The sequence below is a fragment of the Neolewinella antarctica genome, from assembly GCF_011927835.1.
GTDB classification, from domain to species: Bacteria; Bacteroidota; Bacteroidia; order Chitinophagales; family Saprospiraceae; genus Neolewinella; species Neolewinella antarctica.
On the sequence record NZ_JAATJH010000012.1, the window covers coordinates 31,987 to 46,171 of the forward strand.

Here is a 14,185-nt window from a genome sequence, read left to right on the forward strand (position 1 = left end):
AAATGACAATGGCCCATTCCTTTGCGGGAATGGACCACGGTCAGTATCGTTTCAATAGCTGTGAAGTGGGCGACGGGAGCTAGTATTGCTTACCCTTAACCATTCACCAGCGACTAATTCAAGCTGTCGCTAAGTTTCTTACCGGGCTTGAATTTAGCTACGGTCTTGGCGGCGATCTTGATCGTCTCGCCCGTACGTGGGTTACGGCCGTCACGTGCGGGGCGGTCATTGGCAGAGAAAGTACCGAAGCCTACGAGGCTTACGCTGTCACCTGACTTGAGGGCATCCTGGATGCTCATGAGGGTGGCGCTGAGGGCGGCTTCCGCTTGCGTTTGAGTGATGTCTGCTTTTTCGGCAATTGATGCCACTAGTTCTCCTTTGTTCATAATGGTAGAATTTTGAGGGGGGGATGGTTAAATATCTCGGCAAATATTGCTTACGTTAGCGGGCTAAACAACAAAACTTGCTGACACTGTGAAATTTGAACGCTTTTAGGGGTTAAATTTGGGTCGAGACCCGCATTTATCTCCTAATTACAATTCCCCTAACGCATGAAAGCCGGCCGTGTTTACCTGCTAAGCCTTTTGTTTATGGTGCTTTCCGGGCTATTCGTCAGTAGTTGCGGTCGAAAGTCTGGCTGCCCTGCGATCGACAAGTCGATCAACAAGAAAGTCAAGAAGAAAAACAACACGAATCTGTTCAGCAAGAAGACGCGCCGAAAAATGTAGCTGAGGGATCAGACGGCTTCGCCGCTTAGAGTGCTCCGCATGGTTAATCGCTTCGCTCCAGAGCGGCCGTTCGTAATGCTGGGCCAGCCCCAGAAGTACGGTAAATCCCCCTGGTGTACGCTAGCCTAAAAACACGGCGATTAATGGGCACCGCCGTCCGAAAGCATCGCGCCATGAAACTCCTCCAGACCCTGACCCTCGGCACCAGTCGCCAGCCCCTCAGCCAGGAAGCAAAAGATTACCTCGACCTGCGGGATGCCGTGGACCCGAGCGCGGACGACGCGGAAAAAGCGCTGGCCGCCTACGCCCTGGCCGAACGGCTGGACCGGTTACAAACGCCTACGGTAACGCCACCCGGTGCTTCCGAACCAATCGCGGAAAGCCGCGCCGCCGCCTCCCCCAAATTAGCTCGTGCTTTACAACTCGTTTTTTCCGAAACGTACGCCGACGTGCTTCCGGAAGCCGTGCGCGTACTGGACGAGCGAGGCCTACTTTTTCCCCCGCACCTACTCCCAGAGTTACTGGACTACGCCGCCGGCACGGAACTGGACGCCCCCCTTACCGCCGGCCGCGCGGTCCGTGCCGGAGGTAACCGGGCCCGTTGGTTAGCGACCATGAACCCGGCCTGGATGATGCTCACCCAGCGAGTGGATTTCCCCGACCTGTGGAAAACGGAACAAAGCCCCGCCGGGAAGCGCGACGTGCTTTCCCGCTGGCGTAACGTTGCCCCGGAGGACGCCCGCCGGGCTCTTGCCAATTGGTGGCCAAAACAGTCACCAAAAAACCAAGAAACGCTCCTCGAAGCAGTGCGAATCAAGCTCTCCCCGGACGACTTACCCTGGCTCCGCGCCCAGTTCGGCCCCAAGCGCAAGGGCGTCCGCCGCGCATTACTGAAATTGCTTCTGCTGGGTCGGGACCTAACCGTTAGCGAAGAAATTACGAACGTCGCCGTTCGTTCCCTGGACGAGCGGGGGAAGTTCATCGCGGCGCTTACCGACCCGGCGGACAAAGACCTCCTCCAGCGGTACGGTGGCTTGCGTAGTAAGGAGAGCATCGGTGAATTCGTCCTCGAAGCCCTTCCCCCCGTCACCCTACCCGACCTACTGGGTCAAACCTACGCGGAGTACTGGGCCGGCCTGAACAAACGCGAACTCAAAGCTGCCGCCGTGGCGATTCTGGATTACGAAGACGCCGACGCCGGCGGTGAGTTTCTCGCCTTCGCCCTGCGCGCCCGGCGGGAGAATTTGCCCCTTACGGAACTGAGCCAAATCACCAAGTCCCTACCCACGCCCCTTTTCAACTCGGTTTATCACCGGTTGATGGACGAGGAAAAAGATAGTTTTCACTCCGGCAGCGTCGCGCCCTTACTGGCCGTGCTGCGCGACGAAAGCTGGTCGGAGAGGATCAGTAAGGCGTTCGTGTTGTCGCTCGTCGCGGGGTTGCGGGAGGGTCGGTCGCTACCCTTCGGCGCGGCGCGGCAGCAAAGTGAGTTGTGGAAGCGCGCCATTCCGCTCGTTCACGTCGCTACGTTTGCTTTCCTGCGGCAGCACCTGCACGCAATGACGGAGCGGCCGGACCAGTTCGGAAAGCTCAGTTTAGAAATGTTGCAGACCACGGCCTTTCGCCGGGTGCTCTACGACGAGTCGGCCAAATAAACCCTGCTCCTTCGTGCATTACCTGACACCCGCGACTTCGCCCCTTACAAAAAAGTCGAAATCACGTAAATTTGCCCCCAATCAAATCCCGCGCCATGCGCAGCCGCCTCAAAAATATCCTCAGCCCCGCAGAACTTCGCGCCCGCCTGGCCGCCGAGACGGAGTCGCGCGTTACCTTTTCGTTCTACCGCTACGTCCACATCACGGAGCCCGCGGCATTCCGCGATGAGTGCTACGTGGCCTGGGATGAATTGCTGGTATTTGGCCGGGTGTACGTCGCAAAAGAAGGCGTCAACGGACAAGTATCCGTGCCGCAATCTAAGTTCGAAGCCTACCGGGCGGCGCTCGATCGCGTCCCCGCCCTGCGGGCTATGCGCCTCAACCTCGCCATCGAGGCTAAGGCGGGTTCGTTTCTGAAGTTAAAGATTAAGGTGCGCGATAAGATCGTCGCCGACGGGCTGAACGACGCTTCGTTCGACGTCACCAAACGCGGCCGCCACCTGAGCGCGCCGGAAGTGAACCAGCTACTCGACGAGGAGGGCACGATCGTCGTCGACATGCGCAACCACTACGAAAGTGAAGTCGGGTATTTCGAAGGTGCCATTCGGCCGGATTTTACCTACTTCCGTGACCTACTGCCCGCCGTTGAAGAAATGCTGGCCGATAAAAAAGAAGCCAACATCGTCATGTACTGCACGGGCGGCATCCGCTGTGAAAAGGCGAGTGCCTACTACCTCCACCGCGGTTTTCCCAACGTGGCCATGGTCGACGGTGGCATCATCGACTACGCCCGCCAGTGTGAAGAGCTCGAGCTTGAGTCCAAGTACATCGGCAAAAACTTCGTCTTCGACGAGCGCCTCGGCGAGCGCATTTCCGACCACGTCGTCAGCCACTGCCACCAGTGCGGCACCCCCGCGGACCGCCAGATCGATTGCACCAACGGCCCCTGCCACACCCTGATTGTTCAGTGCGAAGCCTGCGCGGCCACGTTTGACAATTGCTGCTCGCAGGAATGCTACGATTTCAAGCAACTACCGCCGGAAGACCGGGAGCGGCTTAAGGCTACGAAAATCTTTAATGGACAGCGGTACGGCAAAGCCATGCGCGCGGGCGTGGTCAACAAAGGCTTAAGTTGAACAAAAGCGGTTGGGCGCGGTCCCGATAGCTATCGGGAGTGAAAGGATATACGGTAAGGCCCGGAGGGATACAACTCGTAACGTGAACCGTGGCTTCACTCGCGCATTCTCCAAATCACACCGTTCTAAATTTCAATTCCCCCCACCCAAGCAACCAAACCCCCACCCCACCGTTAGCCCCCCATGGCAAACTACCTTATTATTGGCGGCAGCTCCGGCATTGGCCGCGCCCTCGTTGATCAACTCCTGACTGACGGGCACACCGTGGCCGTCTGGGCCCGTGAGCAACGCGACCTTCCCACAACCGTCACTTTTACTTCCTACGACGTGATCGGTGAAGCGGACCCCGACAAAGCTACCATTCCGGAAGGTCTCGATGGTTTCGTCTATTGCCCCGGCAGCATCGACCTAAAATCTTTCCGGAGCCTCAAAGCCCCCGCCTTCCGCGAGGCCTTCGAGCTGAACGTAGTCGGTGCCGTCCGCTGCCTGCAGGCCTGCGAACGCACCCTCAAAAAATCGGATAAGGCTTCGGTCGTATTCTTCTCCACCGTTGCCGTACAGCGGGGGATGCCCTTTCACGCCGGCATTGCCGCGGCGAAGGGCGCCATCGAGGGCCTCACCCGTAGTCTTGCCGCTGAGTACGCTCCCAACATCCGCGTCAACGCCATCGCGCCTTCCCTCACGGATACTCCACTGGCCGGAAAATTGCTCGGTACGGACGATAAGCGCCAGGCCAGCGCCGACCGCCACCCACTCAAGCGCGTAGCCGCGGCGGAAGAGATTGCCGCCATGGCCGCTTTCCTGCTGGGTGACAACGCCGCCTTCGTGACCGGTCAGGTCATCGGCATGGATGGCGGGTTGGGTGCTATTTAACCCACCGGTACCTGCGCCCGAACACAACGGGGGTCAATTAACCAGCCCCGGGCACGGTCGTCAGATCGTGCCCGGGGCTTTTGTTATTCGTTCTACTATTTCGGTAATCCTAATGCCCTAATGAAAACCAGCAGAACGGTACCGCCCCTACTGACCATCCAGCAAGAGAGCGGCCACTCGCCTGCGCAGTTCCGGAATCACTTCTTCCTCGATCCACGGGTTGCGGCGCATAAAGATGCCGTTGCGGGGGCTTGGGTGGGGAAGGACAAAGTACTCCGGCAGGTATTCTTCGTAGCTCCGTACGGTTTCCGTTAGGGTCCGTTTTCGCCGCGCGCCGAGGTAGTGTTTTTGGGAGTAGGCCCCGATCAATATTTTCAGCTTGACGTTGGGGAGGAGTTTCAGCAGGGTGTCCTGCCAGAGCGGGGCGCATTCCGGGCGGGGCGGCAGGTCGCCGCCTTTCCCCTTGCCCGGGTAGCACATACCCATCGGGGTGACGGCGAAAGTGGGAGAATCGAAGAACTGTGTTTCGTCGACGCCCAGCCACTCGCGGAGTTTGCGGCCGCTGGGGTCGTCCCACGCCACGCCGGACAGGTGCGCTAACCGGCCCGGTGCCTGACTGATCAACGCAATGGTCGCCGCGCCGTGGAGGCGGAAAATGGGCCGGGGGCCGAGGGGCAGGTGCTCGGCGCAAACGCGGCAGGCGGTGATGGGTGCGTAAGCTAGCTTGGCCTCGGGAGCGAAACCGGTGGGAGTAGAAAGGGGCATGGGGAGTAAATGAAAAATGCCCCGGGTGGTTCCCCGGGGCATCTTCTTTTACCGAACTGGCTGTTTCGATTCACGTGCGAACCGCTAATGGTTAGCGCATGATTTTACGGATTACCGCTTGATGAATCTAATCGTAGCGGCACCGGCTTTACGCTGCACGCGCAGCAGGTAAACACCCGCAGTGAGGTCGCTCACTTCCACGCCATCCACCCCGTCGGGAAGTTGACGGAGCACCCGACCGTTGATGTCGGTGATGATCGCAACCTCGTCCACGTTGAGTGACTGGTTGAAATTCAACCGCCCGGCGACGGGGTTGGGGTAAACGGCGAAGTCGCCCCGCGCGAAGTTGGTGGCTACCGGTCCGTACTCGGTCATCGTGCCGTCCAGGTCGTACTGACGTAGGCGGTAGTAGTTCGTTCCGGCGGCTGGTTCGGTATCCGTAAAGGTGTAAGTATTGGCCGTCTCGAGGCCGGCGTTGACGGATCCCAGTTCCGTCCAATCCTGACTGTCTGAACTACGGTCAACAAAGAAGCGGTCATTATCTCTTTCGTTGCCGGTCGCCCAGCTCAGCTCCACTTGCTTGGCACCCGCGGCCGCGCCAAATTGCAGCAACTCGATGGGGAGGACCAGGCCGGCGGTGGTGTTGGATTCACAGGGAGAAAAGGGCACCGAGTTGGTCGTGATGTTCTGGTGTTGCACGAGTGGGCCCGTAAAGTCAGGGCTGCGCGCGAAAGACTGGTCGCTAGCTCCGCCGCTGTAGGATACGCGGGTGGCATCACCCCGTAGAGCGTTGCGGACGGTCACTTCCCCCATTGTGTTGTTTAAGTTGAGGCTACTACCACCGTAGACCGAGCAACCGAAGCTGTTATTATTTGGCGCCGACCCGAAAACGACAACCGCCGTTTTCGCGGGAATGATCGTACCCGCGGGGAAGGTGAACCTCCGGCTGAATTGATTATAAACGGTGTAGCCGGCTGCGTCAATGGGCGTATCACCGCCGTTGTAAATCTCGACAAATTCGTCGCGGCTGGTACTGCTCTCGCCATTCCCGTTTACGTCGACGTTGGTGGGTGGGTCGGCCAGGATCTCATTGATGATTAATTCCGAAGGTGCACAAGCGCCCGACGCAAAATTGAAGGTGCGTGTTTTGACTTGTCCGTCGACACAACCGCCCCCCGTGAACGTGACCGTGTAGGCGTTGCCCTCCACGAGGCCACTCAGGATGATGTTACCGTTTCTATCCGTAGCGGGGTCGGCACCACTAACGGTGGCACCACCATCCACCGTGACCACTACCCCGGGTTCGGGGCCACCCGTGAAGCGGGCGATCGCCGTGCCCCCGTCGTTAGCTGCCGTCTGCGCGTCGCAGTTAAAATAGATGTTGTTGACGTTGATATTCGGGTTGCAGGGGTTACGGCACTGGTTTTCGGTGGTGCTGACGTCGAGTACGTAATTACAATCACCGCTGGGGTCGGACAGCGTGACGCGAATCTCGTCTCCTTCCTCGAACTCGCCGGCGAAATTCTCCAGAACGATGGTACCGTTGGCTACCGTATTGGGGTCTTCCCCGACGTTCGTGGTGGTAGCGGTGACGTCGTTAGCGGGGGTCGTGGCACCCGCCCTCACTACAATAGTTGCGTTAGCGGACATACCCACGTAAGGGATACTGATGCGAAAGTTATCGGTGCCAGTTGCGGGGGTCTCGTCGATGCAAACCACTTCCGCAGGGCCGAAAACGGTGATTCCACAGGTATTGGAGACTACTTCAAAGTTATCTACTGCGAAATAATCATTGCCACCATTTTGTACGACGGCAATGGATAGCTGAACGGAAACGGAACTATCGGGAATAATTAACTCGATCCGCTCCCAGCCTGCGGAGCTAACGCCGCCGGTGTTGATGCCGTCAATAAGTAGAACTTCCGGTTGGGCGGCTCCGTCGATGGTGAGCGTGTATTTGAAATCATCACCGCCGTCAAACCCAAAAACGTTGTAGTAAAAACTCACCAGCACGTCGTTCGCTCCACTGACGTCTACTGCGTCGAAATTGAGGAAGTTATCTCCGGGGCGCCCTCCGGCCGTATTGTTCAGGTCTCGGCCGCCGAACAGCATGGTTCCGGCAAAAGGAGTAATACTTCTTGATGTCGTACGGCCCCCCCAGTGACTATTGGTGTTGCTGTAGGTAGCCGGGTCGGTGGTGAACGCCCAGTCGTTGGAGGGGCTACTTTCGAAACCCTGGAAAGCGATTGTATCTGATTGGGCGCGGACGCCGGTGCACAGGGAGAGGGTAAAGAGCAGTGCGAGCACTACCCGTAGCGAGTAAATTTTATCCATGAGAGGGTTTGTCTTAAATCAATTGAGAGACTAATAATGACACAAATATAACAAATGCAGTGTTAAAACACGAATATTTCCAATCTGATTAACAAGGGTTTAGCCACTATTCTCACGGGTAGATATTGGTTCGGCTCCCTTGGGTTCTTCGCTTGGCTTTTGCTCAAATGTGCGCCGTATATACCCCACGGTGATCTTCACCCCAAAAACAATTATCTTCGCGCCCTGCTATGGTATTTCAGATACGCGATAACGAAAGAAAGATCTTTGAGGTCATCAGCCGGGCGGCCGCCGAGCTGGGTTTCCCGACCTACGTGGTGGGGGGCTACGTACGGGACCGGCTACTCGCCCGACCGAGTAAGGACCTCGACATCGTCTGCGTCGGTAGTGGCATCGAGCTGGCCCAAAGGGTCGGCAACGCGCTGCATCCGCGTAGTCGCGTGACGGTCTACAAGCGCTTTGGCACGGCTGCCCTCAAGCACCGCGACCTGGAAATCGAGTTCGTCGGCGCCCGCAAAGAGTCCTACCGGTCGGACAGCCGCAAGCCAACCGTCGAATCCGGCTCCTTGAGCGACGACCAGAACCGACGCGATTTTACGATCAACGCGCTGGCCATCTCCCTCAACGAGCACGACTACGGCACGATCATCGACCCCTTTAACGGCCTCGAAGACCTGGAAGCCAAGCGCCTCATCACCCCCCTCGAACCCGGTAAGACTTTTTCCGACGATCCGCTCCGCATGATGCGCGGCGTCCGCTTCGCCGCCCAGCTCGGTTTCAAGATCGACCGCAAGACCCTGATCGGGATGCGCGACAACGCTCACCGGCTCAAGATCATCAGCTGGGAACGCATCGCCACCGAAATGAATAAACTGCTCCTCAGCCCCCGACCCAGCGTCGGCCTGAAGTTGATGAGCGACACCAAGTTAATGGACTACGTCCTACCCGAAATGACGGCCCTGAAGGGCGTTGAAAGCCGCAACGGGCGTAAGCACAAGGATAACTTTCTCCACACCATCCAGGTAGTGGATCAACTCGCCGAGAAGAGCGGTGATCTCTGGCTGCGGTGGGCTTCCCTCCTACACGATATCGGGAAAGCCCGCACGAAGCGCTGGGAAAGCAACGCCGGCTGGACCTTCCACGCGCACGACGCCGTGGGGGCGAACATGGTCCCCAAGATTTTCCGTCGTCTACGCCTGCCGAATGATAAACTGAAGTACGTTCAAAAGCTCGTCGCCCTGCACCAGCGTCCTATTTCCCTGACGCAGGAAGAGATTTCCGACTCCGCCGTCCGCCGCATTCTCTACGAAGCCGGTAACGACATTGACGACCTGATGAAACTCTGCGAGAGCGACATTACTTCCAAGAACCCCAATAAGGTCACCCGCTACCTAAAGAACTACGGTGAGCTACGGGACCGGATGGTCGAGATCGAAGCCAGTGACAACCTGCGCGATTGGCAGCCGCCGATCACGGGCGAATACATCATGGAAACTTTTGCCATCCGGCCCAGCCGCCAGGTCGGTCTGATCAAAGATGCCGTGCGGGAAGCCATTCTGGACGGAGACATCCCCAACGAGTTCGACGCCGCCCGCGTAAAAATGATCGAGACGGCCGCTACGCTGGAAATATATCCCGTCGCGTAGTTGACAATTATTCTTGTCTGAGGGAAGCAAATCGCCGGAATACCGCGAAAACCTTAGCTTCTTAACTCTTTTTAACAGCTCCGACCTTTACTCACCCCATAGGTATGGGGTAGCGCCCCCCACCCCACCCCCATATCTTTGAGGTATCGAAAGGAGGCGGTGCAACGCTCTCCTGCGAGTTTTTCCAAAAAGCGTATTTGAATTTGTCTTGGTGGCCGGGATTGTTGGTTTTCTCCCCACCCTTTTTGAAAGGTTTTGGCGCTACGAGCGCCCTAGATTCCAGTTATTACACTAGTAGTTTGAAAGCTACAACCTATAAGAGGCCTTGACGGTGCAACGTCGAGGCCTTTTTTTGTGCCCATACCTCATGTGCGCTCCGCTCCGACTGAGTCGGAGGACGACGAGAGAGGAGGATAAAGGAAGAGAAAAGGGGAAGAAAGTTTGTCAAACGATAGAGTCGCTGAAAGTCTTCTTTACCATTGATTTTCCGCTGTTAGATAAAATGAAGACTTGGTAAGGACCTAACCCACGAATAATATCTAAGATTTTCTCTTCATCCTTTTATTTCTTCTTCCCCGTCCTTCGGAGCACGCAGTACTTGCGCAGCAAAAACCGCGCGGAGCGCAATAAGAAAAGGGGAGAAAACCGAAGTCCTCTCCCCTTTCAGGTTTCCTAGTAAGCAAAGAACCTACTCCTCCTCTAACACAGCAGCGGGAGCCGGGCTATTAGCCTCATTGAATTTCTTGATCACCTCGTTGAATTTATCAGAATCAACCGGCATATCCTGCAGCGTCACTTTTTCGCGCAGCGCATTCATGATCTTCTTCTCGATCGCGTTGCTGGAAAGCTGGTTGCGCTGCTCCTCATCGTCGAGGGCGCGTTTGACGTAGCTGTCGATAAATTCTTCGGTGAGGAAGTCGGGGCGCTGACCGCCGAGCATACCCAAGAGGCTGCTAACGGCTTCTTCGCGGATGTCTTCGTATTCGAGCTTGAGGTCCTCGTCGGCCGCGAATTTATTGCGGATGAGCATCCAGCGGACGCCGCGCTCGAAAAGGTCGTACTCAGTTTCGTCTTCCTTGTTGATCTCCTTCATCATCTCGATGGGGAGTTCCATCTCGGTGTTCTCAACGAGGTACTTTTGAATGGCGAAACCAGCCATGCCATCCGCCTGCTGCTTGAATCCGGCGGACTGCTTGGTAACGATGTCGTCACGTAATTCTCCTTCGGTTGTGACGGCACCGGTGGGATCGTACTGGGCGAAAAAGTCGGTGGTCATCTCGGAAGGCGTAACGCGGGTAATGCCATCGACGGAAACGTCGAAAGTTTTACCGGAGATGTCCGTTTCGGTGTCTTCCAGATCGAGGAAGTATTTCTTAACGTAGGCTTCGGTGCTGTCTTTCTCGAGGGTGGACAGGTCGGCTACGTTGACGCTATCACCAACTGACTTACCGATGAAGAGTGCTTTTGACTCGTCGGTCAGGGCCTCCAGGTAGATTTTGGTAGCGTTGGTAATCTTGTCGTCGACCGGTCCGGCTTCGGTGAAGGTGACGCTGATGACGTCATCGTCCTGCACGGTGCCTTCGGTAAGGTCTTCGCTTTCGCCGGCGCGTTTGAGCATGCTCTGGACGGCTTCTTCGATGTCCTCGTCCTTTACGTCGAGTACGTAGTAGTCGAAGGCCGTGTCGGGAATCTCGAAGGAGAATTCCGGCTCGAGGGCTACCTGGTACTTCAGGGTCAGGTCTTCGATGTTGCCGGCCGTGATGACGGGGGTGCCTTCTTCCTCAATGGGTTGGGGGCTAAAGATGAGTTTGATGTCTTCCTTTTCGATGTAACCGAACAGGCTTTCGCGAATGTCCTCATCGAGGATGCGGCCCAGAATTTCGTTGCCAAACATCTTGCGGAGGGTACCCATGGGGACTTTGCCCTTCCGGAAGCCCTTCATGGCTACTTTAGCGCGCTGGCCTTTGAGCTCGGTGGTGAGCCGTTCGGTGAGCTCTTGTTTGGGCATCGCTACGGTGATGACACCGAGGACGTTGTTGGTCTTTTCGAAACTTACGTTGGGCATGGAACATTGTTTGGACCGGTTTTACCCACGACGGAGCTACCGGGAAAAGAACGGCCCACCGAAGAACGGTGAGCCGCGAAAGACATTTATAAAGTGCGGGTGAAAGGACTCGAACCTTCACGCATTGCTGCACTAGTTCCTAAGACTAGCGTGTCTACCAATTCCACCACACCCGCAGAGAATTTGCGCTAAAGCGGGGCAAAAGTACGGTATGTTTTTAATCTGTGCAATTCTAAATTACTAATAGCCTCCGAATCAGTGGGCTGCCTCAAATACCCTTCAACCGCCCCCACAACCGCCCCAGTAGTTCTCCCGGTTTCACTCCCTCCCGCGGCCCCGCAGACTCCTGCACTACCCTAACCGGCCGGCTGGTCGTATCGACTTGCCAGCTGAAGATATAGCTGTTCGGGTCCGCCGGGTCATCGGCAATGAGGCCGTAGCGAAGGTCATTCACCTGAACTTTTCCAGCCACATCACTGGGAATAACGCCGTAGTAATCCTTCGTAAACCAGCGGAGGATGCGCATGTCCCGGTCTTCGAGGTAGGGGGCGACGAGGTCGTGGTTACCCGCAATGCGGATGAAGGGCTCGAAATTCCGGTAACGATCAAAGAGACTGTACTGGCTAAAGTAATAGACATCACCTTCCGTACGGGCGGTGCCGGACCAGAGGACGTTATTAAGGATCGACGGAGAAATTACGTGTTCTGTAGCGTTGATCCCCCGCTCGTTCAACGTATGCTCCATGACGGAATCCACGTTGAAATAATTCACGGTCGTCAGCAATAAGTACCCGCAGGAAAGTATCAACCCGGCCGTATTCAGCTTTCTTCTTGCTCCCGTTCCCTGCACCCGCGTCCGCGCCCAAACCAGCAGAATTAGGAAAGGAATGGTATAAAGCGGATCGGCAACGGAGATCGTGTTCCAGGCCACCCTGCTTGCCAAAAATGGCTGAAAAAATTGTGTTCCGTAAGCGGTGAAGCAATCCAGCAAAGGGTGGGTAACGATGGCGGCAAAGGCAAGCCACGACCAACCTTTCCAGCTAGCGTTCGCCATTACGTCCGGGAAGCCACGGAGCCAACGTAGCCCACCGACGACGAGGAAAATTCCCGCAAAAACGGCCGTAATGACCAGTGTCACCACCGGAATATTGTACACCTCAATTGGCATTAGCAACGAGCCGGCGGTGAGCAGCGCGTAGAAGGCAGCAAGCAGCGCGGCAAACACCGGCCACCCCTTCACCGGCCCTTCCCGACCACCGTAAAACCGATGAATCGCCAGCCCCACCAGCGGCGCGGCCAGTAGCGCAAACGGCAAACTGTGGGTGAAAGCCCGGTGGTACGCCAGCGCGCTCATCGGGTCGGTGACGGCATTGGCGAATACATCGAGATCGGGCAAGGTGCCGCAAATGCCGCCCCAGAGCATGGCGCGGTTACCAACTTTACGGCCGAGGACGGCTTCTCCTACGGCGGCCCCTAGTATGATTTGGCTTAATGAATCCATTTTTGGTCTGTAGTCTGTGGTCTTTAATCTGTGGTCTGCAGACTATAGACCACAGACTAAAGACTATAGACCTTACATCTGTTCTGTACTAAATTTTACAAAGATTTTCATAGAGACCAAAAAATCCACCGTCACTTACCTTTACGCCATGGCAAGTTCCCCCCAAAAGCGATGGTTCACGTTCCTGGTTTTGTTGTTCCTCGTGCTGTTCGCCGCATTTTTATGGGTGCGCCCGTTGCTCAATATCGGCTCCGGATACGCCGCCAAACACGCTTGCTCTTGTCATTTCTTACAAGGCCGGGCGCTGGACGAAATTAGCGAGCACGATCTTAATTTTTCCGTCCTCGGCTACGCCTCACTTTCGGCGGGTAAGAACGGGGTGCGCGCGTCATTTTTTGGGCTGGTCCCCCGGGAGGCGATTTATCGGGAAGGCATCGGCTGCACCTTAATCAATGATGAGGAAGCACCGCTGGCAGAGGTTGTTGGCGTGGCCGCGGGTGCCGGGGAAACACAGATGAGCGGAGATACTTTGGCTTACAACCCAAACCTCGCTACCGCGCTGGACCTCGGAATGCAGCCCGTAGAAGGTGGTGGCGCGCGTGGCATTGTGATCTTACAAGATGGCGTCGTCATTGGTGAGCGTTACGCTGATGGCTACGACGAGAACTCTCTCCTCCTCGGCTGGTCCATGACCAAAACCTTAACCGGCCTCGCCTGGGGTTTCCGCCGCCCGCTGGACGAATTCACCTCCGATGCTGACGTCATTAAAGCGATTACCAAGCGCGAGCGCCTTTACCCGGAATGGGCTGGCGATGCCCGCGCCAAGATTGAGCTCGCCGAGCTCATGCGAATGCACTCCGGCCTGGCCTGGAACGAAGGCTACGGCAGCCTCACCGACGCGACCATCATGCTGCACGAGCATTCGGATATGTCGGCCTACGCCGCCGCCATGCCTGCTCAGCATCCCACCGGGGAGGTGTGGAACTACTCGAGTGGCACCACTAATATCCTGGTTGACCTACTCGAAAAAGAGCTTGCTTTGGAAGCGAATATCTATGAGCACCTTAGTGATGTGTTTGGCAACATCGCCCCTTCCCTACTCATCGAGCCCGACCAATCCGGCTCTCCCGTCGGCAGTTCCTACGGCTGGGCGACGGGCCGCGATTGGGCTCGACTTGGGCAATTCATGTTACAGGACGGCGTCTGGCAAGGCGATACCCTTCTCCAGCCAGGTTGGGTAGATTTTATGCGAGAGCCTGCTGCGGGCGGCGACGGAACTTACGGCGGACAACTCTGGCTACCCAGCCCGGATATGCCTTCGCTACCGACGGACGCTTATATGATGCGCGGGTTTCAGGACCAGCGGGTGTTCATCATTCCTTCCCGTAATCTGGTGATTGCTCGGTTGGGGCATAATGTTGATAAACGGACGGATTTTGAAGAGTTGGTCGCTGCCGTGCTGGGTGTTTTATGAATTTCCGC

At 56.7% G+C, this 14,185-nt stretch carries 11 protein-coding genes and 1 tRNA gene; 6 read left to right on the plus strand and 6 right to left on the minus strand.

Annotated elements, in window-relative coordinates:
* Positions 1-113: 113 nt before the first annotated feature.
* Positions 114-386, minus strand: coding sequence for an HU family DNA-binding protein (locus tag GGR27_RS19215; protein ID WP_168040439.1), 273 nt, complete (start codon positions 384-386; stop codon positions 114-116).
* Between the two features lie 165 nt (positions 387-551).
* On the opposite strand from GGR27_RS19215, the gene GGR27_RS19220 reads away from it, so the two are divergent.
* The 4 genes from GGR27_RS19220 to GGR27_RS19235 all read left to right on the plus strand — a co-directional run bounded on the left by GGR27_RS19220 (position 552) and on the right by GGR27_RS19235 (position 4,392).
* Complete coding sequence (locus tag GGR27_RS19220) at positions 552-728, plus strand: hypothetical protein (protein WP_168040441.1); 177 nt, start codon at positions 552-554, stop codon at positions 726-728.
* A gap of 173 nt (positions 729-901) precedes the next feature.
* Positions 902-2,383: a DUF5691 domain-containing protein gene (locus GGR27_RS19225; RefSeq protein WP_168040443.1), complete on the plus strand. Its 1,482-nt coding sequence runs from the start codon at positions 902-904 to the stop codon at positions 2,381-2,383.
* Positions 2,384-2,454: 71 nt separating this feature from the next.
* Positions 2,455-3,519: an oxygen-dependent tRNA uridine(34) hydroxylase TrhO gene (gene trhO, locus GGR27_RS19230; protein WP_245184764.1), complete on the plus strand. Its 1,065-nt coding sequence runs from the start codon at positions 2,455-2,457 to the stop codon at positions 3,517-3,519.
* A gap of 183 nt (positions 3,520-3,702) precedes the next feature.
* Entirely contained in the window at positions 3,703-4,392 is a 690-nt protein-coding gene (locus GGR27_RS19235) for an SDR family NAD(P)-dependent oxidoreductase (protein WP_168040445.1), read from the plus strand.
* A 147-nt stretch (positions 4,393-4,539) separates the two neighbouring features.
* Here the strand turns inward: GGR27_RS19235 and GGR27_RS19240 are convergent, their stop codons facing one another.
* Both GGR27_RS19240 and GGR27_RS19245 read right to left on the minus strand, forming a co-directional pair.
* Positions 4,540-5,157, minus strand: coding sequence for a uracil-DNA glycosylase family protein (locus GGR27_RS19240; protein ID WP_168040447.1), 618 nt, complete (start codon positions 5,155-5,157; stop codon positions 4,540-4,542).
* Between the two features lie 111 nt (positions 5,158-5,268).
* Positions 5,269-7,491, minus strand: a complete 2,223-nt coding sequence (locus GGR27_RS19245; protein ID WP_168040449.1) for a lamin tail domain-containing protein — start codon at positions 7,489-7,491, stop codon at positions 5,269-5,271.
* 230 nt (positions 7,492-7,721) lie between these two features.
* Between GGR27_RS19245 and GGR27_RS19250 the strand changes: the two genes are divergently transcribed.
* Positions 7,722-9,137: a CCA tRNA nucleotidyltransferase gene (locus GGR27_RS19250; RefSeq protein WP_168040451.1), complete on the plus strand. Its 1,416-nt coding sequence runs from the start codon at positions 7,722-7,724 to the stop codon at positions 9,135-9,137.
* A gap of 688 nt (positions 9,138-9,825) precedes the next feature.
* On the opposite strand, the gene GGR27_RS19255 is transcribed toward GGR27_RS19250, so the two are convergent.
* From GGR27_RS19255 to GGR27_RS19265, 3 genes are all read right to left on the minus strand, one after another.
* Positions 9,826-11,202: a trigger factor gene (locus GGR27_RS19255; RefSeq protein ID WP_168040453.1), complete on the minus strand. Its 1,377-nt coding sequence runs from the start codon at positions 11,200-11,202 to the stop codon at positions 9,826-9,828.
* 94 nt (positions 11,203-11,296) lie between these two features.
* Positions 11,297-11,378 (minus strand) — tRNA-Leu (locus GGR27_RS19260).
* Between the two features lie 92 nt (positions 11,379-11,470).
* The gene (locus GGR27_RS19265; protein ID WP_168040455.1) at positions 11,471-12,703 is read right to left on the minus strand and encodes a metal-dependent hydrolase; all 1,233 of its coding nucleotides are present in this window, start codon (positions 12,701-12,703) and stop codon (positions 11,471-11,473) included.
* A gap of 148 nt (positions 12,704-12,851) precedes the next feature.
* On the opposite strand from GGR27_RS19265, the gene GGR27_RS19270 reads away from it, so the two are divergent.
* Positions 12,852-14,177, plus strand: a complete 1,326-nt coding sequence (locus GGR27_RS19270) for a serine hydrolase domain-containing protein (protein WP_168040456.1) — start codon at positions 12,852-12,854, stop codon at positions 14,175-14,177.
* Positions 14,178-14,185 lie beyond the last annotated feature (8 nt).